The sequence below is a fragment of the Pseudomonas sp. PB106 genome (genome assembly GCF_009764645.1).
Classification (GTDB): domain Bacteria; phylum Pseudomonadota; class Gammaproteobacteria; order Pseudomonadales; family Pseudomonadaceae; genus Aquipseudomonas.
The window spans coordinates 47,401-70,057 of record NZ_RWIM01000115.1; the positions used below are offsets into that span (position 1 = coordinate 47,401).

The window sequence follows — 22,657 nt, forward strand, 5'->3', positions numbered from 1 at the left end:
ATTAAAATTCCAGCACAATATTGCTATAAGTCGGATGGTTGAACGTTTCGTCGATCGCTGTCGAAAAAGTCGTATAGGGGACGCCAAAAATCGTTGGCCAGTCGATGACCTCAAACTCGTCTTTGGTGCTCAATGCGGCTAATTGCTGTGTGGTAAAAGGCGGGTTCTTGTCGAACAGTGCCCATGTCCAAAGCAATGCATAGAACAGGGAGTAGGGGATTTTTATGATTTTAGTGTTTGAACGAGTGACCCGTTTTATTTCGCGGATGATATCGATGTAATCGATTTTTTCGTGACCGGAAATATTGAAAGTTCCCTGTATGTCGTGGTTCTCAATGCAGCTGATGATAATGTTTGAAAAATCACCGGCGTACAGTGGTTGACGCATAAACTTTCCGTCCCCGGGGATAGGGTAGACAGGGGTCTTTTTCATGAAGCGGGCGAGCCATCCAAGGTGCTTGCGGTCAAACCAGCCATACATGAGAGTAGGGCGAAGAATCGGGCAAGGAATGTGACTGGCCAGCACCAGTCCCTCTTGTGCTCGTTTTGTCTGAGTGTAGAAGTCGTCAGCTTTTGACTCAAGAACCGATGAGCTGATGTGAACCAGACGTAGGCCTGGGTTGCTTTTTATCAAATCAAGAATCAGGCACGTGGAGTCGATATTGTTCTGGACGAACTCCTGATAAATATTTCCACCAATCTGTGCCTGCAACATCACCACGACAGCGGGGCCTGTGAAATGTCGGCTCCAGTCGCCACTTTTGGATAAATCTGCGTGTTCTACCGTGAGTTCCGGATGAACTGATTTGAGGATATTCAGGTTGGTCTGATGCTTATCGATTACTACAATTTCCGTATAGCCACGGCTTTTCAGGCGTGCCACCAGATTCTGGCCGACCAGGCCTGCTCCGCCAGGAAGTATGATTTTCATGTTGGCGCTCCGTTGACGTCCAGGGTGTCCTTAACTTTGATTCTGTTCCGGTAATACGCGATGCAGCTGGCAGTACCAAAACCGAGAAAAATACTCACGACTGGCAACAGCGCGAGCATTTCTTTGAATCGGACACCTAGCAACATCAAGGATGAACTGACGAGTAGTCCTATGGCCAGGACCACAATGCCTGCCTGGAAAATCTTCTGCATTGTATGGATGTTGATTATTGCCAGGCATGAGGCGAGGGATAACAGGGCGTAAAACCAAGCGGGTGGTGTCAGGGCATTGATCCAGCCGAAGAGCGTCATGCCTTGCAGATTGGCCTTCTCGGAAGGATTCCAATACAGCATATGCTGAGGTATGCGCCCCTTGGGAGGTGTTAGCGAGATGCTACCGTCCCCTTGTATCTCTTCGCCCAAGATCAATCCCAGGCTGTTCGATTTCAATGGCGTCAATTGCGTTGCAGAACCTGTGAGGAAATTTATCGTCCCGGAGAATAGTTTTTCTGCGTAAGCACCTGGTATTGCCAATAATGACTCTTTATAAACGGCTATTCCAAGGGCGTCAGTTTGCGGCAGTCCAATATAGTAGTAACCTGGAATTGCTGAAAAATGAATATTGAAATTTTTCGGCAAAGGATAGTTCTTGACGAACTCAATCAGGTCCGCACGGGGAGCATTCATCAAATAGTTGAACTGTGCGAGGAAGTAGTCGCGGACGTCCTGGGGGGCTCCCCAATCGACATCTTGATAAGCGGCCGCCCTGAAATAGTCGGGTGGCAATACCGCCCCAAGTGCTTTCCAGCGCAGCGCATTGATGCCTAGTTTTTCAGGCTCTTGAGTAATGTAGTTATTCGGAATGGCGTCAATCAGAACCCATGCGTGATCATAGCTCAATTGACGGGTGTTGGTCGTCGGGTAATGGAATGACTCGATGAAGGCAAAAACCAAGATCCAGCTTGCCAGCAAACTAACAGCGGTAGTTAACGCTTTCCAATGCCATTTTTTACTGTCGCAAATGATCAAGAGGGCGATAACCGGCGCGATCACTAGAGAGTTGAATTTTACGAGATAGGCCAGTGTCAATACGACAGCGGACAGCACGTATAAAAAGACTTTTCCAGAGTGCTTGATATTGAATGCCCAGAGAGCCGTCAATAACGAAATTGCGACGAGATCGCCTTGAAGCCAATCCGGGGCGACGGAGTTTACGCCTCCCATGAAGAATAAACTGCCACCCCATGCAAGACACATCAGAAACGCGGAAGTTTTACCGAATACTCTGTTGCAGATAAAGGTGCAAAACGCGATAGCCAGCAGGTGAAAATATACATGGATATACTGCAGGTTTTTTAGCCATTCAGTATCATAAATGTCCGGGCCATTCGCTATGCCCGCGATGTCGAGCGCACCGCGGGTTAACCAAGCATACCCACTGGCATGAATCAGGTTAGACACGCCCGAGTAAATCATATTGGCGTAATTCGGGTAGTCAAATGCCCCGACGTTAATTGCATAAGTGTTCAGGTATTCGATGTTTAGGAACGCAACAATTGCAAAGGCTAAGAGTAGCGAATACCTTTGGATGGGTTGCTGAATGTGTTTTAAAACTGACATTGACATGCCCTGTTATTGATCGTTGTTCAAGTGTCTATGGGTTTACAGATTTGTTCTTTTGAATATGAAATTTGGCAGGTATTTAATTATGAGCATGATGGGTGCCCAGAAAAATGGCGTATAGACAGTGTCTTTCTTGTTTCTTACTGCTTTGACGATGCTTTCAGCTACTTTCTCGGGTTGGGCCGTCAGCAGTGGGGGTAAGTTCAAACCTTGCGTCATTGGTGTATCCACAAAACCAGGCTTGATGGTGGTAAGTGATACGCCAACTTTAAACAGCCGAGCGCGCAAGCCTTCACAGAATGTCGAGACAGCGGCTTTTGCAGATCCGTACAAGTAGTTCGATGGTCGGCCACGATCACCGGCAACAGACGAAATGACTGCCAGGGCGCCGTGCCTTTGAAGCTCGAATTGATTGCCCAGTAATGTGAGTAATGCGATTACCGATGTAGCGTTATTGGCCAGTTCACGCAGTGCTAATTGAGCATCTTTTTCGCAGGCTTTTTGATCGGGCAATGTGCCGTGGGCGATCAAAGCAATATCGATCTGCCTCAGGGTGGCCAGGCACTTTTCCATCATCTGCTGATGAGCGTCGACATCTGTAGCTTCTAGCGTGTAGACAGAAGCAGCTGTAGCGCCAAGAGCCTTCAGGTCGTTAGACACCTGTTCAAGTTTTTCGCCATTTCGCCCTACCAGAAAAAACTCGGCGCCATCCCTTGCCCACAATCGGGCGCACGCGGTGGCGATGGCGGAAGTTGCTCCAATTATTAGCACTCGCTTCATGATGTTACTCTTTTCCAAAATCGGGACTTGAGGGCAGGATCACGCAATTCTTCTATCTGTTCCCACGCAGGGTAAAACGTTCTGAAGTGTTCAGCGCTCATGTGAGCGTCTTTGGCGGGGTATAGCCTGCCACCGGCTTCAGCCACAATGTCATCAAGGCGCCTGAACAAGCCTGTATCGAGTCCTGCGCGTTGTGAAAAATCCAGAGCCAGCGACGTTCCGGGCATTGGGAAGGACAACAAGCCGGGGGAGGGGATTTCCCCACAGCGTTTCAGAACCGCGAGGAACGATCCTTGACCCGCTTTCGCGATGGTGCTCAGCAGTTCATGAACAGTCGCTTCAGCGTTGACTTCAGGGATGACGCATTGAAATTGCTGAAAGCCCTTGGAGCCGTAAATACGGTTCCAATTCAGAATGCCGTCCAATGGATAGAAAAACGGTTCGTAATGAATGTTCTGGCGCGTTCTCTTCGATGGTTGGACATGCCAATAGGTGTTGTTGAAACACTTCAGTGTTTGCGACGAAAACGGTGAAACAAACGGTGTAAAGGGGACGTTGAGTTTTCCCTTGTGAGTCAGTTTGAGTTCACCATAAGGGGCGTGATCGCCCACGATGAAGACGCCTCTACCCACAGCATCGCCCTTGGCAAGGCAGTCAATCCAGGCAACGCTGTACTCATGCTGTTGATCCAGTTCATCGGACAATGAGAAAAACTCTTTCAAATTGTCGAAGCGAACTTTCGTGCTATCTATCGCGGAGGAGTTGATAGCGACCAGATTGATTTCGCTCCACGTGATGATCCCGGTAAGTCCAAGTCCGCCGATTGTTGCTGCGTACAAGGCCGGATTTTCTTCCGTGGAACAGACCAGTAGGCCGTCGTCACTACGCAACAATCCAAACCGCGGGGTATGACTGGCGAACGTGCCTTTACGATGATGGTTTTTTCCATGTACATCATTGGCGATGGCTCCACCCACTGTCACAAACTGGGTGCCAGGAGTGACAGGAAGGAACCAGCCTCTGGGGATAATCACCTCAAGAATCTGAGCGAGCGTTATTCCCGCCTCAACCACGATTCGGCCAGTGCTCCAGTCGGCAGCGATGAAGCGGTCCATCGAGCGTGTTTGTATGACGTGGTCGCTTGCCGCCAGACAGCTGTCGCCATAACTTCGGCCATTACCAAAAGGTAACGTTTCCAGTTGCTGATCCTGGAAGCTTTTTATCGCAGATGGCAGATCGGATCGCCAGGTGCAGGCTGTAGCAATCTGTGGGTGTTGCGGATAACGACCCCAGGAGTAGAGAGGCTTACTCATGCTGCCGCCCAGAACACAGCGCAGAAAAGTATGCCGACGATCAGGCTGACCCGGTCGCGAATTGCGAACACCACTGGATCCTCATGAATAAGCCCGCGATGAGTCAGCATCCAGACGCGAGTGATCCAGAACAACAAAAGCGGGCATGCAAGCCAGATGATTTCAGGGTTGGAGTAAAGCGCCACTGTTGCTTGATCATGGATATAAAGGGCCAGCACCATGACTGACAAATATCCTGAGGAAGCGCCCAGGGAAGAAATCATCTCGAGGTCATCGGGATAGTAACCCCGCCCCCTTGTTTTCTCTTTTTTGCCTTTGACTCTCGCGTCACGCAATTCTGCGTAGCGTTTGACCAGAGCGAGGCTCAAAAACATGAACATCGAAAATGCCAGCATCCAGAAAGTTGGCTGGAGCTGAAACGCCGCTGCGCCGGCAATAATTCTCAGGGTGTAAAGCGCCGCCAAGGCGATGACATCAATTGACATCCGGCGCTTCAGATCAAGTGAATAAGCCAGCGTCAGTGCATAGTAGGTAAGTAGCACTGCGGAAAACTGCCACGGCAGAAGAGCAATGGCCCCTGTAAACGCGGTTATCAGTAATATCGGGAATGCGACCAATCCGGAAATAATCGTCAATTCACCCGAAGCGAAGGCCCTGTTTTTTTTCAGACGATGGTGACGGTCATCTGCCAGATCCAGGAGATCATTAAGGATATAAACGCTTGATGCACACAGCCCAAATAGAATGAACGCAAGAATCCCTTGCCAGACCATTATCGGATTCATGATCTGGTGCGCCGCGAGAAGCGGGACGAAGATCAAGGCGTTTTTCATCCATTGATGGACTCTGAGCGCAGATGTCCAGCTTTTAAGTGGTGTGCGAGGCGAGACGAACGTTTCTGCGACATTGCCGATGGCCCGAGCTTTACCAAGAACGCCTGGTTCTGGATCAACTACATAGGCATGTCTGGCCGATGACCAGACCACTATGTCGTCATGGGAATTCCCTACATAGTCGAAGCCGCGAAATCCGAATTGTTCGATCAATACATCTCGTTTGGATTCTGCGGTAAGGTTTCGCTCTTTATTAGTTGCGAGCACAAGATCAAAAAGTTGCAGATGTTCTGCGATTTTCTCCGCCAGAGTGTAATGACTGGCCGTGGCAAGTACGACACTCCGTTTTTCTGATTTTGCCTTTTTAATCAACTCCAGCACTTCCGGATTATACGGCAGCGTTGTGACATCCAGCTCGGTTGCCAAGGCAAGATTGGTTTTCAGAATTTTTTTACCTTGCGCCAGCCAACCAGCCATTTTGTAAAAGCGGAGCGTATGGTGACGGATAAATGCCATGCCCGTTTCTACCAAAAGGTCGGAGCGCAGAAGCGTTCCGTCGAGGTCAACAACGAGGGGGAGAGTCACAAGTTCTGTCCTTGAAATGCTGGACTGAGAGATCAGTTTCGGGTCGATGGAGTCGGTCGACAGTGGCAATGTACGGGCGCCATGACGAGCAGTGCTTCTATACGGAATTTCGGTCGGCACAGTATCATAGACAAGGGTTGTAAGTCATGAGGACGCAAGCTCAAACATGGATCCATCTCGTCCTCAATTATCTCATATCCTGTAATGAATGCATTTTTGACAGGCGCCCGCCATGGCCTAAATTTGGGTAGCAGCTTCGGAAAGGCTGCTTTCTAAAACGATGATGGAGCGTCACTTTATGCGTATCGGTTATTTCTATTCCTTGATGTTTGCTTTGCTTACCAGCGCCTCGATTGCCGCCATCGCGGCTCCCGTTGCGCCAGTACAGTCGCCTGGAATCTCTTCGACAGCGGAGGTCACAGCCCCCTCCCAAGGTGCCCGACTCGATCTTAACGAAGCCGATGCGGCCACTCTGCAAAAGGAACTGGCGGGAGTGGGCGAGGCCAAGGCAAAAGCGATTGTTGCCTATCGCGAAACAAACGGGCCGTTCGCTTCAGTGGAGGAACTGCTGGAAGTGAAGGGTATCGGCAAGGCGATTCTGGATCGCAATCGCGACAAGCTGGAAGTCAACTAAGCTGATTGTTCAACGCCAAGAGGCCGGTCATTGAGACCGGCCTTTTTTGTTTCGCGGCGCCGTGAGCGCCGCGAAACGGCAGTAAGCGTTCGTCGGACGATTAAAAATTATGGCTATCATATTGAGTTGAGATTATGCCTATAATAATTTCTGCGCCATCTGAGGCAGCCTGCCTCAGAGGCGATTGATCCCACAGCGTTTGAGGAACATTTGATGAATTCTGTCCAATCGAAAGGCACCGCTCTCATCACCGGCGCATCGTCCGGTATCGGTGCGATTTATGCGCAACGTCTGGCTGCCCGCGGTTTTGATCTGCTGCTGGTGGCCCGCGACAAGGAACGCCTAGAGAGCGCCGCAACCACGTTGCGTGATGCCCACGGAATTCAGGTTGAGGTGCTCAAAGCCGATCTGACGCAAAAGGATGATGTGCTCAAACTCGAACAACGTCTGCGCAGCGACTCAAGCATCAGTCTGTTGGTGAACAATGCCGGCGTTGCCGCTGATGGCCTGCTGGCCAATGCCGACCTTGATCACCTGGAGCGCCTGATTCAACTGAACATCACCGCCGTCACGCGCCTGGCTTCGGCGGCGGCCGCCAGTTTCGCCAAAGCCGGGCGCGGTACGATCATCAATATCGCCTCGGTGGTCGCATTGTTTCCAGAGCGATTCAACGCAACCTACAGCGCGAGCAAGGCTTACGTACTGAGCCTGACCCAGTCGCTGAACGCCGAACTGGATGGCACGGGTGTGAAGGTCCAGGCCGTGTTGCCGGGCGTAACCCGCACTGAAATCTGGGAACGCTCCGGGATCGACGCCAGCGGCATTCCTGCGGAGATGGTCATGGAGGCCGGTGAAATGGTCGATGCGGCGTTGGCAGGACTGGATCAGGGTGAGTTGATCACGATCCCGTCACTGCCCGATGCCGGCGAGTGGCAGGCTTTCGTAGCCGCGCGGCATGTCATGGCACCGAACCTTTCACGCAGCTCGGCAGCCCAACGCTACAAGGCAGGCAATTGAATTGATTGGAGGTAACCACGGTATGGATCAGCGTCGAATAGTGGTCACGGGCATGGGTCTGGTTTCACCGTTGGGCAGCGAAGTCGAAGCTGTCTGGCAGCGCTTGCTGGCCGGTCGCTCGGGTTTGCGAAAACTGCCGGAAGCGGTGGTCGCGGATTTGCCCACCAGTGTCGGCGGACGTGTGCCGACGGTGGAAGAGGATGCCGAAGCCGGTTTCGATCCCGATCGTGCCACGCCACCGAAAGAACAAAAGAAGATGGACCGCTTCATTCTGTTTGCCATGGAAGCGGCCCGACAGGCATTGGAGCAGGCGGGGTGGCATCCCACTGACGCAGACGATCAAGCGCGTACCGCGACGATCATCGGCTCTGGTGTCGGTGGCTTCGGCGCAATCGCCGATGCGGTGCGCACCACCGACAGCCGTGGCCCGCGACGTTTGTCGCCGTTCACCATTCCGTCGTTTCTGGTCAACCTCGCCGCTGGTCACGTTTCCATTCAGCATGGTCTGAAGGGCCCGCTCGGCGCACCGGTGACTGCCTGTGCCGCGGGGGTTCAGGCGATTGGCGATGCTGCGCGATTGATTCGCTCCGGTGAAGCGGACATCGCGGTGTGCGGCGGCGCGGAAGCCTGTATCGATCGCGTCAGTCTTGCCGGTTTCGCGGCAGCGCGGGCGCTATCGAGCGGTTACAACGACACCCCGGAGCGTGCCTCGCGGCCGTTCGACAGTGGTCGCGACGGTTTCGTCATGGGCGAAGGCGCCGGGCTGTTGGTGATCGAGTCGCTGGAGCATGCGCTGGCTAGGGGGGCGCAGCCCTTGGCTGAACTGGTCGGTTACGGCACCACGGCCGATGCTTACCATCTGACCGCCGGGCCGGAAGACGGCAGCGGTGCACGTCGGGCGATGACGCTCGCACTGGCTCAAGCCGGTGTAACGCCAGATCAGGTTCAGCATCTGAATGCTCATGCGACCTCCACACCGGTGGGAGACCTCGGGGAACTGGCGGCCATCAAGTCGTTATTTGGCAGCGAAAAGAAAATCGCCGTAACGTCGACTAAATCGGCGACGGGCCACTTGCTCGGTGCGGCTGGCGGGCTGGAAGCGATCTTCACTTTGTTGGCGATTCGCGATCAAAAGGTGCCGCCAACGCTCAACTTCGACAATCCTGACCCGGCGAGTGAAGGCGTGGATATCGTGCACGGCGAAGCGAGGTCGATGCCCATCGAATATGCCTTGTCCAACGGCTTCGGATTTGGCGGGGTGAATGCCAGCGTGCTGTTCAAGCGCTGGCAAGATTAATCCTGCTGGTTTTTCAGGTGTGCGCGCGTGACGCCGAGAATACGCTGGGCCAGATCCGGATCTTCGACGCTGCGCGCCAGTACCAGCGCACCTAGCAATGTCGCCATGATCACGACGCTGCGATCGGCGGCGGTTTCGCCACCCAGCGCATTCTGTACTTGCTGCAGTCGCGCATTGAGAACCGCGTCGGTGGTCGGACTGGGCTGGCCGCGCAGACCGAGTTCCGAGGACATGGTCGGTAACGGGCAGCCTTCGTGGGGCGAGGTGTGGTGCCATTCGGAGAGATAACTGTCGATGAAGGCTTCCAGTGGGCGCTCTTCGGAAAACAGCGTGGCGCAGTGCGCATCCAGTTGTGCGCCAGCCTCTTGCAGAGCCTTCTCCACCAACTCGTCCTTGGATTTGAAGTGCGAATAAAAACCGCCATGGGTCAGCCCCAGTGCTTTCATCAAGGGTTGCAGGCCGGTCGCACCGATGCCGTCCTTGCGGAATCGTGCCGAGGCTTCCTTGATAATGCGCTGATGGGTCTGGGCTTTATGGTCCTGCGAGTAACGCATGTGGAGCTCTCCGCAACAATGCCACCATCTTAACCACTGAAAATTAAATGGTGACTGTACTTCTACTTCTAAAAAGCATGCAGATAAGTCCAATCGTGCTCGCAAAAACAAACCCCGCCAATCAGGCGGGGTTTTTATCAGCGGTCTTGCGCTTCTTTCGCGTCAGCTTCGGCGTTGCGTTCAGCCACGCGTTTGCGCTCTTCATCGGTCAGTTCGACCTTGTTGGCGGTGTCGCGCAGCATCATCAAACCGCCAACGATCGAGCCGATTGCAACAACCAGAATCAACCAGGCATACCAGGGCATAACGGCTCTCCTTAATAGCAGATCGACCGACGAGGATTTCGCCGTGCAACGCTGCCTACCACTTATGAGCGAAATGACTTCACAGTGGTTCCATTCTAGGCCGCTTATGCCCGGTACACCCGAAATCCATGTAGGAGCTGCCGCAGGCTGCGATCTTTTGACTTTGCTTTTTTAAAAACAAGATCAAAAGATCGCAGCCTTCGGCAGCTCCTACATGAAGGGTTTACTGGCCCGTGAGCATCGCGTCGGCCGGCGCATCGGCACGCAACTGGCCGGTCAGCAGGAAGTAGCCGAACCCGACGGCCATGAAACCGAGGAAGATCAGCCCGATCAACGCATTGAACCAGGCCATCGCCACCAGGCACACCACGGCCAATACCAACGCGATCATCGGAATCAACGGATAGCACGGCGCGCGGAAAGTACGCTCCAGATTCGGCTCCGATTTACGCAGTTTGAACAGGCTGAGCATGCTCATGATGTACATCACGATCGCGCCGAACACGGCCATGGTGATCATCGCCGCCGTTAGGGTCATGCCACCTAGATTGATCAGCCCGTCGCTGTAAATCGCCGCGATGCCGATGATGCCGCCGACAATGATGGCGCGGTGCGGGGTCTGGAAGCGCGACAGTTTCGCCAGTGAAGCCGGCAGGTAACCGGCGCGGGCGAGCGCGAAGAACTGACGCGAGTAGCCAAGGATGATGCCGTGGAAACTCGCCACCAGCCCGAACAGACCGATCCACACCAGCATGTGCAGCCAGCCGGAGTTGTCGCCGACCACGGTTTTCATCGCTTGCGGCAGTGGGTCGTTAATGTTGGCCAGGGTGCGCCAGTCGCCGACACCGCCGGCGAAGAACATCACGCCCATCGCCAGCAACACCAGCGTCAGAATGCCGCTGATGTAAGCCTTGGGAATCGTGCGTTTTGGGTCCTTAGCTTCTTCCGCCGCCATGGCCGCACCTTCGATGGCGAGGAAAAACCAGATCGCGAACGGAATCGCCGCGAACATCCCGGCAATCGCTGGTGCGCCAAACACATCCGACCCGGCCCAGCCATTCAGGGCAAAGTTGCTGAAGCTGAACGCTGGCGCGACCACGCCCATGAACACCAGCAGTTCAGCCACGGCCAGCACGCAGACAATCAACTCGAACGTAGCTGCCAGTTTTACACCGAGAATGTTCAGTCCCATGAATACGATGTAAGCACCGACCGCCGCATGTTTCGGGTCAAGCGCTGGAAACTGCACATTCAAATAAGCGCCAATTGCCAGCGCGATGGCCGGTGGCGCGAAGACGAATTCGATCAGCGTCGCCAGCCCGGCAATCAACCCTCCTTTTTCGCCAAAGGCGCGACGGCTGTAGGCAAACGGCCCGCCAGCGTGGGGAATCGCGGTAGTGAGTTCGGTGAAACTGAAAATGAAACAGGTGTACATGGTCGCGACCATGAACGAGGTCACCAGAAAGCCCAGCGTTCCGGCGACACCCCAGCCGTAGCTCCAGCCGAAATATTCCCCGGAAATCACCAGCCCGACGGCGATGCCCCACAGGTGCAACGTGCCCAGCGTGGGTTTGAGTTGTGTGTTCATGCGCTTGCTCCCTGAACGGTTTGGAAAGCTCGGAGGAGGGCGCGTGCAGTGGGCGTGCCATTGCGCTGAAACAAGTCGTAATGAGTTGAAAGCTGTCGTATCGGGGATGTTCGAGTCGCAGCACTAACGAATCCGTGCGCTATTTGGGTGCGATGCCGATAGGGCCGCCGTCATCGCGGGCAAGCCCGCTCCCACAGTGATCTCGGTCGTTCACCAATATGCGTACACCCCAAAAACCTGTGGGAGCTGGCTTGCCAGCGATGAGGTCGGTGCAAACACCGCCGTAAACCGCGCATAAACCCAGTCTTTACGCTTTCTTTATGCACAGCCAGCACCCTCGCTCTCGTTCCTTTACAGCCTCCTTTCCGACAATGCCTCCACACGCGGCAATACGCCGTAACACGGAGATCTTCCATGAGCGTTCTGGATGGGGTGTCACTGCTGCTGGCAGTGGGGCTGTTCATTTATCTGTTGGTTGCGCTCTTGCGCGCGGACCGGAACTAGGAGCGGCTATGCACAGTTATGACTATTGGCTGATCCTCGCATTTTTTGCGCTGGTCTTGCTCCCGGCGCCGCTGCTCGGGCGCTTCTACTACAAAGTGATGGAAGGTCAGCGCACCTGGCTGACGCCGATTCTCGGCCCGGTCGAGCGCGGTTGCTACCGCATCGCCGGGGTCGACTCTGAGGCTGAGCAGAGCTGGCAGAAGTACACGCTGGCACTGCTGGCGTTCAACCTCGCCGGTTTCCTCCTGTTGTTCGCGATCCTGTTGTTTCAGGATCACTTGCCGCTGAACCCGCAAAATCTGCCGGGCCAGGAATGGACGCAGGCGTTCAACACCGCGGTCAGTTTCATGACCAACACCAACTGGCAGTCCTACAGCGGCGAAGCTACCCTCAGCTACCTGAGCCAGATGGTCGGCCTCACCGTGCAGAACTTCGTCAGCGCCGCCACCGGCCTCGCCGTGCTGGTCGCGCTGTGCCGTGGCATCGGCCGTAAATCGACGAAAACTCTCGGCAACTTCTGGGTCGACATGACCCGCGCCACTCTCTACGGCCTGCTGCCGCTGTGCCTGCTGCTGGCGCTGTATCTGGTCTGGCAGGGTGTGCCGCAAACCTTCGCGCAATATGTGCATGCCGTGACGATGCAGGGCGTGGATCAAGTGATTCCGCTCGGCCCGGCCGCCAGTCAGATTGCGATCAAGCAACTGGGCACCAACGGTGGCGGCTTCTTCGGCGTCAACTCGGCGCACCCGTTCGAGAACCCGACCGCGTGGAGCAACCTGTTCGAAGTCGCTTCGATCATTCTGATCCCGGTGGCGCTGGTGTTCACCTTCGGCCACTACGTCAAAGACCTGCGTCAGAGCCGCGCGATCATCGCCTGCATGCTGGCGCTGTTCCTGATTGGCGGCGCGACTTCGCTGTGGGCTGAATACCAACCGAACCCGACCCTTAACAACGCCGCCGTTGAGCAGACCGCGCCGCTGGAAGGCAAGGAAGCACGTTTCGGCACTACCGCCACGGTGCTGTGGTCGGTGACGACGACGGCGGCTTCGAACGGTTCGGTCAACGGCATGCACGACAGCCTCAACCCGCTCAGCGGCATGGTCGCGCTGGTCAACATGATGGTCGGCGAAGTGATCTTCGGCGGCGTCGGTGCCGGGCTCTACGGCATGTTGCTCAACGTGCTGATCGCGGTGTTCCTCGCCGGTCTGATGATCGGGCGTACGCCGGAATACCTCGGCAAGAAACTCCAGGCGCGTGAGGTGCAGTTGCTGGTCGTCACGCTGTTGGTGATGCCGGTCGGCGTGCTGGTGCTCGGCGCGATTGCAGCAGCGGTTCCCAGTGCGGCGGCGACCATCAGCAACCCCGGCGCGCACGGTTTCAGTCAGTTGCTTTATGCCTACACCTCGGCGAGCGCCAACAACGGCTCGGCGTTCGGTGGCCTGGGTGCCAACACACCGTTCCACAACCTGATGCTGGGTCTGGGCATGCTGATCGGTCGCTTCGGTTACATCCTCCCGGTTCTGGCCTTGGCCGGCAGTCTGGCGATGAAGAAAACCGCGCCGATCGGCCAGAACAGCTTCCCGACCCACGGCCCGCTGTTCGTGACCCTGCTGACCGTGACCATTTTGCTGGTGGGCGGCCTGACCTTCCTGCCGACTCTGGCGTTGGGCCCAATCGCTGAACATCTGAGCATGGGCTTCTGAGGACTTATCGATGAATATGCCCGCAATCAAACCCGCCGCCGTCAAGGCGCCGGAACACGCGAAAACCGCGATCTCGGCCCTTTGGCGTCCGGCGCTGGTGCAAGCGTTCGTCAAGCTCGACCCTCGGCAACTGAAGCGTTCGCCGGTGATGCTGGTGGTCGAGCTGACGGCGATTTTCACCACCGTGCTGTGCTTCCTTCCCGACGCCGAGGTGCCGACCTTCGTCGCCGCGCAGATCGCCCTGTGGCTGTGGTTCACCGTGCTGTTCGCCAACTTCGCCGAAGCCTTGGCTGAAGGGCGCGGCAAGGCTCGCGCCGACAGCCTCAAGGCCGGCAGCGAAGGCCTCAGCGCACGGCGTAAACAGGCCAATGGCAGCTTTCAAGTGGTGCCGGCAGCGAGTTTGCGCAAGGGTGATGTGGTGCGCGTCGAAGCCGGGGAGATGATCCCCGGTGACGGCGAAGTCATCGAAGGCATCGCGGCAGTCAACGAAGCGGCGATCACCGGTGAGTCTGCGCCAGTGATTCGCGAGTCCGGCGGCGATCGCTCGGCCGTCACCGGCAACACGCGGCTGGTGTCTGACTGGTTGCTGGTGAAGATCACCGTCAACCCCGGCGAGTCCACGCTCGACCGCATGATCGCGCTGGTCGAAGGCGCCAAACGCCAGAAAACCCCGAACGAGGTCGCGCTGGATATTCTGCTGATCGGCCTGACCCTGATCTTTCTGTTGGTGGTGGTGACCCTGCAACCGTTCGCCCATTTCGCCAATGGCAGCCTGCCGTTGGTGTTTTTGGTGGCGCTGCTGGTGACGCTGATTCCGACCACCATCGGCGGTTTGCTCTCGGCCATCGGTATTGCCGGGATGGATCGTCTGGTGCGCCTCAACGTGATCGCCAAGTCCGGTCGCGCCGTGGAGGCGGCGGGTGACGTGCATGTGCTGCTGCTCGACAAGACCGGCACCATCACCTTCGGCAACCGTCGTTGCAGCGCGGTGTATGCCGCGCCGGGTGTGACGGGCCGTGAGTTGGCCGAAGGTGCGTTGTTCGCGTCCCTGGCCGATGACACCGCTGAAGGCAAGTCCATCGTCGAATACTTGCGCGGTCTGCACCCGCAGCCTGAACCAGCACCGGAAACCCTGACCGCTGTGCCATTCAGCGCAGAAACCCGTTTGTCCGGCGTCGACTATCAAGGTCGCGTCTACCGCAAAGGCGCGGTGGATTCGCTGCTGAGTTTCCTCGGCCAGAAACGCACGGATCTGGCGCCGGCGCTGGCGCGGGAAATCGACAAGATCGCCCAGAGCGGCGGCACGCCGTTGCTGGTTTGTGCCGACGGCAAACTGCTCGGCGCGATCCATCTGAAAGACGTGGTCAAACCGGGCATCCGCGAGCGTTTTGCCGAACTGCGCAAACTGGGGATTCGTACGGTGATGGTCACCGGCGACAACCCGCTCACCGCTGCTGCGATTGCTGCTGAAGCAGGCGTCGATGACGTCCTCGCCGAGGCGACTCCAGAGAAAAAACTCGCGCGCATTCGTCACGAGCAGAACGACGGTCGTCTGGTGGCGATGTGCGGCGACGGCGCCAACGATGCTCCGGCACTGGCCCAGGCGGACGTCGGCATGGCGATGAACGACGGTACGCAAGCAGCACGCGAAGCGGCGAACATGGTCGATCTCGACAGCGACCCGACCAAGCTGCTCGACGTGGTGCAGATCGGCAAGGAATTGCTGGTGACCCGTGGTGCGCTGACGACGTTTTCCATCGCCAACGACGTGGCCAAATACTTCGCGATCCTGCCGGCGCTGTTCGCCTCGATTTACCCGCAACTGGGCGTGCTCAACATCATGCAGCTGACCAGCCCGCAGAGCGCGATTCTCTCGGCGATTGTCTTCAACGCCTTGATCATCGTCGTGCTGATTCCACTGGCGTTGCGCGGCGTGCGGGTGCAAGCGGCGAGTGCGGCGGCGTTGTTGCGGCGCAATCTGTTGATCTATGGATTGGGCGGGATTCTCGTGCCGTTTGTGGGGATCAAGGCGATCGACATGTTGCTCACGGCTTTGCATTTGGTTTAAGGCTGGGAGTGCCCCTCACCCTAGCCCTCTCCCGGAGGGAGAGGGGACTGATTGAGGTGTTTTTGAGAGCTGCACCGACTTGATACATCGAGCCGAACTCAGGTTTTGAAAAGCATAGAGATCGGCTCCCTTTCCCCTCGCCCCCTTGGGGGAGAGGGCTGGGGTGAGGGGGAAGCGATCCCCCTGACACTCCACAAAAGTTTGCCCAACGAATTCGAGGATTTTGAAATGCCCACAATGATACGTCCCGCCCTCAGCCTGCTGGTGCTGATGACCCTGGTCACCGGCGTCGCCTACCCACTGGTCGTCACCGGCATCGCCCAGGTTGCTTTCCCCGGGCAAGCTAACGGCAGCCTCGTCCACGATGCCACCGGAAAAGTCCGCGGCTCGTCCCTGATCGCCCAGGATTTCGTCGGTGATGCGTGGTTCCATCCGCGCCCATCCGCCGGTGCGTTTGCCACGGTTTCCAGCAGCGCCAGCAACCTTGCCCCAAGCAATCCGGCACTCGCCACGCGGGTGATCGACGACGCCAACAAGTTGCAGGTGCCAGGCCAAGGCCCGGTGCCGCTGGCGCTATTGACCACTTCCGGCAGCGGCCTCGATCCGCACTTGCCACCGGCAGCGATTGCCTATCAACTGGCGCGAGTCGCGGCAGCGCGAAACCTGCCGGTATCGACCTTGCAACAACTGCTCGATGCGCACATCGAACAACCGCTGGTGGGGCCGCCGGTGGTGAATGTGCTGGAGCTGAACATGGCACTGGAAAAACTGTAGAAGATGATCGTTCCCACGCTCTGCGTGGGAATGCATCAATGGACGCTCCGCGTCCGCTTTGGTGGGACGCAGAGCGTCCCGGGCTGCATTCCCACGCAGAGCGTGGGAACGATCATCAATGACAAACTGAACAAGGCAACCCCAGATGAGCGACTCCGGCCGCGCCGACGCGCTGTTAGCAGACCTGCCCCGTGACGGCCGTGGCCGGCTCAAGGTTTTCCTCGGTGCCGCCCCCGGTGTCGGCAAAACCTACGCCATGCTCCAGGCCGCGCACACGCAACTGCGCCAGGGCGTGAAAGTCATCGCCGGCGTCGTCGAAACCCACGGCCGTGCCGAAACCGAAGCACTGCTTGGCGGCCTGCCACAGCAACCGTTGGTGCGCTCGGAATACCGTGGCGTGATGCTTGAGGAAATGGACCTCGACGGCATCCTCGCCGCCAAACCGAAGCTGGTCCTGGTCGATGAACTGGCCCACAGCAACGCGCCCGGCAGTCGTCACGACAAACGCTGGCAAGACATTCAGGAACTGCTCGCCGCCGGCATCGATGTGTTCACCACCGTCAACGTCCAGCACCTCGAAAGTCTCAACGATCAGGTGCGCGGCATCACCGGTGTGCAGGTGCGCGAAACCTTGCCGGACTGGGTGCTGCAAGAAGCCTACGAGCTGCTGCTGATCGACCTGCCGCCGCGTGAATTGCTCGAGCGTCTGCGCGAAGGCAAGGTCTATGTGCCGGAACAGGCGAGGGCGGCCATCGATGCGTTTTTCACCCAGACCAACCTCACCGCTCTGCGTGAACTGGCGATGCAAACCGCCGCCGCACAGGTCGATAACGATCTCGCCCAAGGCTATCGCCAACTCGGTCAGGCCGCGCCGGCGGTACGCGGTCGATTGCTGGTCGGTGTCGATGGCGACGCGCAGGCCGAGCGCTTGGTGCGCCACGCCAGTCGTGTCGCTCAGCGCCGGCATCTGCCGTGGAGTCTGGTGCACGTCGACAACGGCAGCGTACGTGACGAACAATCGCGCCTGCGCCTGCAAAGTGCCCAGCAACTGGCCGAACGCCTCGGTGGTGAAGTGGTTCTGCTGCGCGCCGGTGAAGTGGCGAAAACCCTCATTCAGCACGCCGCCGAGCGTCGCGCCAGTCTGGTGTTGGTCGGCCAGTCGCGACCACGTTTGCGTCGCCGCTTGTTCGGTGGCGGTCTCGCGGCACGCTTGTTGCGTCAGGCCCATGGACTGGAAATCAACGTCCTCGACAGTGATCAACAACAGCATCAACCACGGCCGCGCAATCCGTTGACGCTGGTGTGGTTCGACTATGCGTTGGCCGTGGTTGCGACGCTGCTGGCCAGTGCGCTGGCGTGGGCGGTGTCGAGTGTGTTGCCGCTGCCGAACATCTCGCTGGTGTTCCTCGCGGCGGTGTTGCTGGTGGCGGTGCGCAGCAGTCTCGGTCCGGCGCTGGCCTGCGCGGCGCTGTCGTTTCTGACCTACGATTTTCTGTTCATCCCGCCGAATTTTTCTTTCAGCATCCAGCGCGAAGAAGACGTGCTGACGCTGCTGTTTTTCCTCTTGATGGCGGCGCTTACCGGCAACCTCGCGGCCCGTCAGCGGCGGCAATTGCAGGCGTTGCGCGACACCCAGGAAGAGACCACCGAACTGCTCGATCTGTCGCGCAAACTCACTGCCGCAACCGATCGCCAAGCCGTAGTCAGCGCCGCTGCGCAACACCTCAATGGCTGGAGCGACCTGCAACTGTGCCTGCTCAATCGTGACGGCCAGGGCGGCTGGAAAGTCGAGACCGGCGGCCCGCTGCAATTCACCGAAGCAGAACGCGCCGCCGCCGATTGGGCCTGGCAACACGATCAACCCGCAGGCATGGGCACCGGCACGTTGCCGTTCGGGCGCTGGTGGTGGTGGCCGCTGTCTGTCGAGGACGGGCCGCTGGCACTGCTCGGTGTTTGCGCCAAAGAAGGCCAGACCTTGAGCGGCCAGCGTCGCCGTTTGCTCACTGCGTTGAGTCAACCGCTGGCGCAAGCGCTGGCCCGTGCGCAATTGGCCGACGACCTCGAAGCCGCACGCCTGCATGGCGAAACCGAGCAATTGCGCAGTGCGCTGCTGGCGTCGGTGTCCCACGATCTGCGCACGCCGTTGACCGCCATGCGCGGCAGCATCGACAGCCTGTTGGCACTGGGCGAAGCGATTCCGCTGGAGGATCGCCGCGAGCTGCTCGAAGGCACCCGCGATGAAGCGGAACGTCTTGATCGCTACATTCAGAATCTGCTCGACATGACCCGGCTCGGCCACGGTGCCCTGAAACTGGCGCGGGACTGGGTGTCGCCGGCGGACATCGTCGGCAGTTCGCTCAATCGTCTGCGTGCAGTGCTGGCGCCGTTGCAGGTCAGCACTGAGGTGCCGGCCGAGCTGCCGTTGCTGTTCGTGCATGCGGCGCTGATCGAACAGGCGCTGGTCAACGTGATGGAAAACGCCGCACGCTTTTCACCCGCTCACGGTCGTCTGCAAGTTAACGCGGGCGCGAATGATCAAGAGATTTACTTCTCGGTCAGCGATGAAGGCCCGGGGATTCCCGAAGACGAACGCGCGAAGATTTTCGACATGTTCTACACCGCCGCACGCGGTGATCGTGGCGGGCAGGGCACCGGCCTCGGCCTGGCGATCTGTCAGGGCATGGTCGGCGCGCACGGCGGGCGCATCAGCGTGGCCGATGGCATCGAGGGCCGTGGCACCTGCATCACTTTGCACCTGCCGTTGCAGGCGCAACCGGGAATGGACAATGAAGCCTGAATCCGACTGCGCTACTCTCTTGCCACTCTTTTCTGTTGATGTGAATTCATGAGCCAGACCGCGACCATTCTGGTCATCGACGACGAACCGCAGATCCGCAAATTCCTGCGCATCAGCCTCGCTTCCCAAGGCTACAAAGTGCTCGAGGCCGGCACCGGTGCCGAAGGCCTCGCACAAGCGGCGCTGAACAAACCGGACTTGCTGGTGCTCGACCTCGGCCTGCCGGACATGGACGGCCAACAGGTGCTGCGCGAGTTTCGCGAATGGGCGACGACGCCGGTGCTGGTGCTGTCGGTGCGCGCCAGCGAAGGGCAGAAAGTCGAGGCGCTGGACGGTGGCGCCAACGACTATGTGACCAAGCCGTTCGGCATTCAGGAGTTTCTCGCGCGGGTGCGGGCGTTATTGCGCCAGGCCCCGGCGGGGGAAGCGCCGCAAGCCGCGCTGAGTTTCGGCCCGCTGACCGTGGACCTGGCTTATCGACGGGTGCTGCTCGACGGTGTCGAAGTGGCGCTGACGCGCAAGGAATATGCGGTGCTGGCGCAACTGGCGCGGCATCCGGGGCGGGTCATTACCCAGCAGCAATTGCTCAAGGATATCTGGGGGCCGACGCACACCGAGGACAGTCATTACCTGCGGATTGTGGTGGGGCATCTGCGCCAGAAACTGGCGGATGATCCGACGCGGCCGCGGTTTATCGTGACGGAGGCGGGGGTGGGTTATCGGCTGATTAACGACAGCATTCTTTAGTCATTTGTTGTCCCGGCAGACACCATCGCTGGCAAGCCAGCTCCCACAGGTTTTTCAGTCGTGATTGAAATCTGTATATCACACCGACCACGGTGGGAGCTGGCTTGCCAGCGATGACGGACTGACAGCCAGCGAAATATCAGCTGCGATCCCCTTGCTCACTCTCATACCGATCCAGCGTATCCCGCGCAATCTCGCGCCCCAACGCGATCAGCTCCGGCGCTTTATAAAACTCGAAAAACCGGCAAACCCGCTTCGGCACGTTGATCAGGATATCCGGCGGATACCCGGCAATCTTGTACTGCGCCAGCGAGGTCTGCATCACCTCGAAACTCTGGTTGATCAGGTCCAGCAGCGACGCCGGGCCGACGTTATCGATGATGAACGAGCCGGTCGCCGATTTCGGCGCACCTTCGCGTTCGGGGGCCGCCGCCGGTTGCTGGCTCTCGGGTTCGACGCCCTCAAGCCACGGGTTGATGTCCGCCGCCTCGGCGCGCAGGGCTTCCTGTTCCAGCTTCAACAACTGCTCGGCCTGTTTGCGGCGAAACGGCATCTTCGAACCCAATGAACTGATCAGACTGTCGAAGCGTGAGCGAAACGCCGGAGGACGCTGGATCACCGGCAATTTGTAATGGCGCTGGTTGGTCGAGTTGAGATTGACCGCAATGATCAGATCGCAGTGGCTGGACACCACCGGCACGATCGGCAACGGATTGAGAATGCCGCCATCGACCAGCATGCGATTGCCTTGCATCACTGGGGTGAAGAGGCTGGGAATCGCCGCCGAAGCGCGCATCGCTTGATGCAGGCAGCCTTCCTGGAACCAGATCTCCTGCTGATTGGTGAGGTCGGCGGCGACGGCGGTGTAGGGGATGCGCAGGTCTTCGATATTGATCTCGCCGACGATCTTGCGGATCTGCCCGAAGACCTTTTCACCACGGATCGCGCCGAGGCGGAAGCTCACATCGACCAGGCGCAACACATCGAGGTAATCGAGGCTTTCGATCCAGTTCTTGTACACATCGAGTTTGCCGGCGGCGTAAATTCCGCCGACCACTGCGCCCATCGAACAACCGGCAATACAGGCGATGTCGTAACCGCGTCGTTCAATCTCTTCAATGACCCCGATATGGGCGTAGCCCCGGGCGCCACCAGAGCCCAGCACCAGTGCGACACGCTTTTTCATCAAACTTCCTCCCGACAAGGTTCCACAATGCACTCATCGCCGGGCCGGCTCAATCGACAAGGTCGTTGAGTGCGCCGGTGAGGTCGTTTTTTCGATACGGCATGAGCCTTCGGCGCTATGCTTTGGCCCGCGCAGTTTCACGCTGAGGCAAGGCACTTTTTCGCCACCGAACCGTCTTACCTGCACGACTGTTGACCTGACTTTGAGGTGTGAGTAATGAAAGCCTGGATCTGTGTACCGTTGATTGCCCTGGCACTGGCCGGTTGCGCTGGGAAAACCGCGTATCGCGACAGTTGCGGCAGCCAGCTCGATGCCGCGTGGCATGAACTGGATCTGGCCAAGGCCGAAGGCTTTGCCGGCACCGTCAGTTATTCCAAAGCCCTGTCGCTGTTGACCGCCGCGAAGACCCAACAGCAATTCGAAGGTTTTGAAGGTTGCAGCAGCAAAGCCGAAAAGGCGCGTTTCTACATTCGCGAATCCCGCGCCGGGCGCTAAGCTGCTGACCTGAAGCAAGGATGCCGGGTTCGCTTAACGCCAGACTCATCCTCGAAGCCATTTGAAACAGGAGCACGTGATGTCCGCGTTGGTTGATCGGTTGGTAGCTCATGTCCTCGGCCTGGAAGTGCGATTGCTGGCCTGTCAGGCCCGATTGACGGCGCGCACCGATCCCGAGGCCTTGCATGACCTGCGCACCACGGTGCGGCGGCTGCGCAGTCTGTTGCGACCGTTGCGCGGTTTGCCAGGTGTCGAACAACTGGAAGACGCCGCTTCGGCTGTCGGCCAACTGACCACGCCATGGCGGGATCGCGAGGTGTTGGCGGCGTACTTGCTCAAGCACGATCAGCCTGACGCCGCGCAACGGCGCATGGCGCAAATGGCCGAGGCCTATCCGGCGCTGGCGGCGAGTGCCGAAGTGGCCGCGCTGTTGATGATTCTCGACGCCTTCCCACGTTTCCTGCGAGCCTCCCAGCGTCAGGGTTTGCTCAAGGGTTTGGGTAAACGCATCGAAAAACGCCTCGGCAAGCAGTGGAAGAAACTCGATGAGGCGCTGCACGATCCCGCCCACGACCGCCATCGCCTGCGTCTGCTGATCAAGCGCGTGCGTTATGGCATCGAGGCGTATCCCGAACTGGATCGTTTGCCGGAAGCGGCGCTGAAGCATTTGAAGTCTGCGCAAGGTGCGTTGGGCGACTGGCACGATTGCTGGCAGTGGCTGGCGAAGGCTGAGCTCGAAGCGGATCTGCAACCCTGCGTCGCCACTTGGCAGGCGACCATGGTCAAAGCCGAAACCAAGGCTGATCGCGTGCTGGAAAAACTCAGCGTTGCCTGCTTCAAATAACCTTAGCCCCGCGATATCCCCTGTAGGAGCTGCCGAAGGCTGCGATCTTTTGATCTTGTTGTTAAAAATCAAAAGATCGC

20 protein-coding genes are annotated in these 22,657 nt (G+C 57.9%); 11 read left to right on the plus strand and 9 right to left on the minus strand.

All coding sequences use genetic code 11. The features are described from left to right. Position 1: 1 nt before the first annotated feature. Genes EJA71_RS15185 through EJA71_RS15205 form a run of 5 tightly spaced genes read right to left on the minus strand, consistent with a single transcriptional unit; the run spans position 2 to position 6,064 of the window. Positions 2–931, minus strand: coding sequence for an NAD(P)-dependent oxidoreductase (locus tag EJA71_RS15185; protein ID WP_158958138.1), 930 nt, complete (start codon positions 929–931; stop codon positions 2–4). Further along, a complete protein-coding gene (locus EJA71_RS15190; RefSeq protein ID WP_158958140.1) occupies positions 928–2,550 on the minus strand; it encodes a hypothetical protein in 1,623 nt (540 codons plus the stop codon). The genes EJA71_RS15185 and EJA71_RS15190 overlap by 4 nt, the downstream gene beginning before the upstream one ends. 42 nt (positions 2,551–2,592) lie before the next feature. Then, positions 2,593–3,333 carry an SDR family oxidoreductase gene (locus tag EJA71_RS15195; RefSeq protein ID WP_158958142.1) on the minus strand — a complete coding sequence of 247 codons (741 nt, stop codon included), beginning with the start codon at positions 3,331–3,333 and terminating at the stop codon, positions 2,593–2,595. After that, positions 3,330–4,646: an FAD-binding oxidoreductase gene (locus tag EJA71_RS15200; RefSeq protein ID WP_158958144.1), complete on the minus strand. Its 1,317-nt coding sequence runs from the start codon at positions 4,644–4,646 to the stop codon at positions 3,330–3,332. Before EJA71_RS15200 ends, EJA71_RS15195 begins: the two co-directional genes overlap by 4 nt. Then, the gene (locus EJA71_RS15205) at positions 4,643–6,064 is read right to left on the minus strand and encodes a UbiA family prenyltransferase (RefSeq protein ID WP_158958146.1); all 1,422 of its coding nucleotides are present in this window, start codon (positions 6,062–6,064) and stop codon (positions 4,643–4,645) included. Before EJA71_RS15205 ends, EJA71_RS15200 begins: the two co-directional genes overlap by 4 nt. A gap of 298 nt (positions 6,065–6,362) precedes the next feature. Here EJA71_RS15205 and EJA71_RS15210 point away from each other — a divergent pair, with 298 nt between their 5' ends. The 3 genes from EJA71_RS15210 to fabF all read left to right on the plus strand — a co-directional run bounded on the left by EJA71_RS15210 (position 6,363) and on the right by fabF (position 9,012). Further along, the gene (locus EJA71_RS15210; protein WP_158958148.1) at positions 6,363–6,698 is read left to right on the plus strand and encodes a helix-hairpin-helix domain-containing protein; all 336 of its coding nucleotides are present in this window, start codon (positions 6,363–6,365) and stop codon (positions 6,696–6,698) included. 213 nt (positions 6,699–6,911) lie between these two features. Next, complete coding sequence (locus tag EJA71_RS15215; RefSeq protein ID WP_158958150.1) at positions 6,912–7,715, plus strand: SDR family oxidoreductase; 804 nt, start codon at positions 6,912–6,914, stop codon at positions 7,713–7,715. A gap of 22 nt (positions 7,716–7,737) precedes the next feature. Beyond that, the gene (gene fabF / locus EJA71_RS15220) at positions 7,738–9,012 is read left to right on the plus strand and encodes a beta-ketoacyl-ACP synthase II (protein ID WP_158958152.1); all 1,275 of its coding nucleotides are present in this window, start codon (positions 7,738–7,740) and stop codon (positions 9,010–9,012) included. Here the strand turns inward: fabF and EJA71_RS15225 are convergent. The 3 genes from EJA71_RS15225 to eat all read right to left on the minus strand — a co-directional run bounded on the left by EJA71_RS15225 (position 9,009) and on the right by eat (position 11,459). Next, entirely contained in the window at positions 9,009–9,566 is a 558-nt protein-coding gene (locus EJA71_RS15225) for a TetR/AcrR family transcriptional regulator (protein WP_158958154.1), read from the minus strand. The genes fabF and EJA71_RS15225 overlap by 4 nt on opposite strands. 137 nt (positions 9,567–9,703) lie before the next feature. Beyond that, entirely contained in the window at positions 9,704–9,871 is a 168-nt protein-coding gene (locus EJA71_RS15230) for a DUF2897 family protein (RefSeq protein WP_064503201.1), read from the minus strand. A gap of 223 nt (positions 9,872–10,094) precedes the next feature. Next, a complete protein-coding gene (eat, locus tag EJA71_RS15235; protein ID WP_158958157.1) occupies positions 10,095–11,459 on the minus strand; it encodes an ethanolamine permease in 1,365 nt (454 codons plus the stop codon). Between the two features lie 414 nt (positions 11,460–11,873). Between eat and kdpF the strand changes: the two genes are divergently transcribed. From kdpF to EJA71_RS15265, 6 genes are all read left to right on the plus strand, one after another. Further along, positions 11,874–11,963, plus strand: coding sequence for a K(+)-transporting ATPase subunit F (gene kdpF, locus EJA71_RS15240; RefSeq protein ID WP_007899818.1), 90 nt, complete (start codon positions 11,874–11,876; stop codon positions 11,961–11,963). A gap of 8 nt (positions 11,964–11,971) precedes the next feature. Beyond that, positions 11,972–13,666: a potassium-transporting ATPase subunit KdpA gene (kdpA, locus tag EJA71_RS15245; RefSeq protein ID WP_158958159.1), complete on the plus strand. Its 1,695-nt coding sequence runs from the start codon at positions 11,972–11,974 to the stop codon at positions 13,664–13,666. A gap of 10 nt (positions 13,667–13,676) precedes the next feature. Continuing rightward, positions 13,677–15,734 carry a potassium-transporting ATPase subunit KdpB gene (gene kdpB, locus EJA71_RS15250; RefSeq protein WP_158958161.1) on the plus strand — a complete coding sequence of 686 codons (2,058 nt, stop codon included), beginning with the start codon at positions 13,677–13,679 and terminating at the stop codon, positions 15,732–15,734. 228 nt (positions 15,735–15,962) lie between these two features. Further along, a complete protein-coding gene (kdpC, locus tag EJA71_RS15255; protein WP_158958163.1) occupies positions 15,963–16,508 on the plus strand; it encodes a potassium-transporting ATPase subunit KdpC in 546 nt (181 codons plus the stop codon). Positions 16,509–16,653: 145 nt separating this feature from the next. After that, positions 16,654–19,305 (plus strand): sensor histidine kinase KdpD, encoded by a 2,652-nt coding sequence (locus EJA71_RS15260; RefSeq protein ID WP_158958165.1) that lies wholly within the window; start codon positions 16,654–16,656, stop codon positions 19,303–19,305. A gap of 48 nt (positions 19,306–19,353) precedes the next feature. Continuing rightward, entirely contained in the window at positions 19,354–20,052 is a 699-nt protein-coding gene (locus tag EJA71_RS15265) for a response regulator (RefSeq protein ID WP_158958167.1), read from the plus strand. Between the two features lie 139 nt (positions 20,053–20,191). Here EJA71_RS15265 and EJA71_RS15270 read toward each other — a convergent pair whose 3' ends face one another. After that, on the minus strand, positions 20,192–21,238 hold the full coding sequence (locus EJA71_RS15270; protein WP_158958169.1) for a patatin-like phospholipase family protein: 1,047 nt from the start codon (positions 21,236–21,238) through the stop codon (positions 20,192–20,194). A gap of 216 nt (positions 21,239–21,454) precedes the next feature. On the opposite strand from EJA71_RS15270, the gene EJA71_RS15275 reads away from it, so the two are divergent. Further along, a complete protein-coding gene (locus tag EJA71_RS15275) occupies positions 21,455–21,733 on the plus strand; it encodes a hypothetical protein (protein WP_129394926.1) in 279 nt (92 codons plus the stop codon). 79 nt (positions 21,734–21,812) lie between these two features. Further along, complete coding sequence (locus tag EJA71_RS15280; protein ID WP_158958172.1) at positions 21,813–22,577, plus strand: CHAD domain-containing protein; 765 nt, start codon at positions 21,813–21,815, stop codon at positions 22,575–22,577. Positions 22,578–22,657 lie beyond the last annotated feature (80 nt).

Coding starts and splice junctions, on each gene's coding strand:
- fabF (WP_158958152.1), top strand. CDS start 7,738: ATGGATCAGCGTCGAATAGTGGTCACGGGCATGGGTCTGGTTTCACCG.
- EJA71_RS15280 (WP_158958172.1), top strand. CDS start 21,813: ATGTCCGCGTTGGTTGATCGGTTGGTAGCTCATGTCCTCGGCCTGGAA.
- EJA71_RS15215 (WP_158958150.1), top strand. CDS start 6,912: ATGAATTCTGTCCAATCGAAAGGCACCGCTCTCATCACCGGCGCATCG.
- kdpF (WP_007899818.1), top strand. CDS start 11,874: ATGAGCGTTCTGGATGGGGTGTCACTGCTGCTGGCAGTGGGGCTGTTC.
- EJA71_RS15225 (WP_158958154.1), bottom strand. CDS start 9,566: ATGCGTTACTCGCAGGACCATAAAGCCCAGACCCATCAGCGCATTATC.
- EJA71_RS15260 (WP_158958165.1), top strand. CDS start 16,654: ATGAGCGACTCCGGCCGCGCCGACGCGCTGTTAGCAGACCTGCCCCGT.
- EJA71_RS15230 (WP_064503201.1), bottom strand. CDS start 9,871: ATGCCCTGGTATGCCTGGTTGATTCTGGTTGTTGCAATCGGCTCGATC.
- kdpB (WP_158958161.1), top strand. CDS start 13,677: ATGAATATGCCCGCAATCAAACCCGCCGCCGTCAAGGCGCCGGAACAC.
- EJA71_RS15195 (WP_158958142.1), bottom strand. CDS start 3,333: ATGAAGCGAGTGCTAATAATTGGAGCAACTTCCGCCATCGCCACCGCG.
- kdpC (WP_158958163.1), top strand. CDS start 15,963: ATGCCCACAATGATACGTCCCGCCCTCAGCCTGCTGGTGCTGATGACC.
- EJA71_RS15275 (WP_129394926.1), top strand. CDS start 21,455: ATGAAAGCCTGGATCTGTGTACCGTTGATTGCCCTGGCACTGGCCGGT.
- kdpA (WP_158958159.1), top strand. CDS start 11,972: ATGCACAGTTATGACTATTGGCTGATCCTCGCATTTTTTGCGCTGGTC.
- eat (WP_158958157.1), bottom strand. CDS start 11,459: ATGAACACACAACTCAAACCCACGCTGGGCACGTTGCACCTGTGGGGC.
- EJA71_RS15210 (WP_158958148.1), top strand. CDS start 6,363: ATGCGTATCGGTTATTTCTATTCCTTGATGTTTGCTTTGCTTACCAGC.
- EJA71_RS15190 (WP_158958140.1), bottom strand. CDS start 2,550: ATGTCAGTTTTAAAACACATTCAGCAACCCATCCAAAGGTATTCGCTA.
- EJA71_RS15265 (WP_158958167.1), top strand. CDS start 19,354: ATGAGCCAGACCGCGACCATTCTGGTCATCGACGACGAACCGCAGATC.
- EJA71_RS15200 (WP_158958144.1), bottom strand. CDS start 4,646: ATGAGTAAGCCTCTCTACTCCTGGGGTCGTTATCCGCAACACCCACAG.
- EJA71_RS15270 (WP_158958169.1), bottom strand. CDS start 21,238: ATGAAAAAGCGTGTCGCACTGGTGCTGGGCTCTGGTGGCGCCCGGGGC.
- EJA71_RS15185 (WP_158958138.1), bottom strand. CDS start 931: ATGAAAATCATACTTCCTGGCGGAGCAGGCCTGGTCGGCCAGAATCTG.